This is a genomic window from Collinsella aerofaciens ATCC 25986, from assembly GCF_964259375.1.
Classification (GTDB): Bacteria; Actinomycetota; Coriobacteriia; order Coriobacteriales; family Coriobacteriaceae; genus Collinsella; species Collinsella aerofaciens_BO.
Map to the genome: position 1 here is coordinate 1 of NZ_CAXVJM010000048.1, position 585 is coordinate 585.

At 44.8% G+C, this 585-nt stretch carries 1 protein-coding gene; it reads left to right on the forward strand.

The genetic code is table 11. From position 1 onward, the window contains the following. Window positions 1-301 precede the first annotated feature (301 nt). The coding region (locus ACEXKH_RS09655; RefSeq protein WP_373573950.1) for a DUF1648 domain-containing protein at window positions 302-585 on the forward strand (284 nt) is incomplete at its 3' end.

The window sequence follows — 585 nt, forward strand, 5'->3', positions numbered from 1 at the left end:
ATACGGCACGAGGCTGAGCTTCGAAATCGCGTCTTGCGTCGGTAGATTGTTCCGCGTCCGCGACCAGTTTTTCAAGGATGCTAAGCTGGGACTGTATTGAGAGTTCGTTTAGGTGGTTCACATTGTCCATAGCGGTGACCTCCAATGTTGAGTAGCTGTCTTGAAAGACTACGTCATGCTAGTGTCGGTATCGATTTGATACTACGAACAAATTAGAACTAAATGGATATAGTTTCCATACTAATCAAAACAAACTTGCATTCAAGTTTTTATTTATAGTTGATTTAAGGCGGAGTGGAATGTGGGCGCGCAAGGAGATGCGGAATCGATGAGAGCCTCAAAAAAAATTACTGCAGTGTTATCATCTTTCATCCTCTCTATTCTTCCATTTCTGATTCTATGGGCGGCTTGGTCAGTCCTCCCTGATGCAATTCCCGCTCATTGGAGTGGGGGTGTGGTTGATCGATGGGGTAATAAGCTTGAATTGCTGGTCGTTCCGCTGTTTTCTCTGATTGGTTCTATTGCAATTTCTGTGTACCTTATTGTTTCCACGCGGCGAAGAGAGTTCGCGGATTTCTCTGTTCG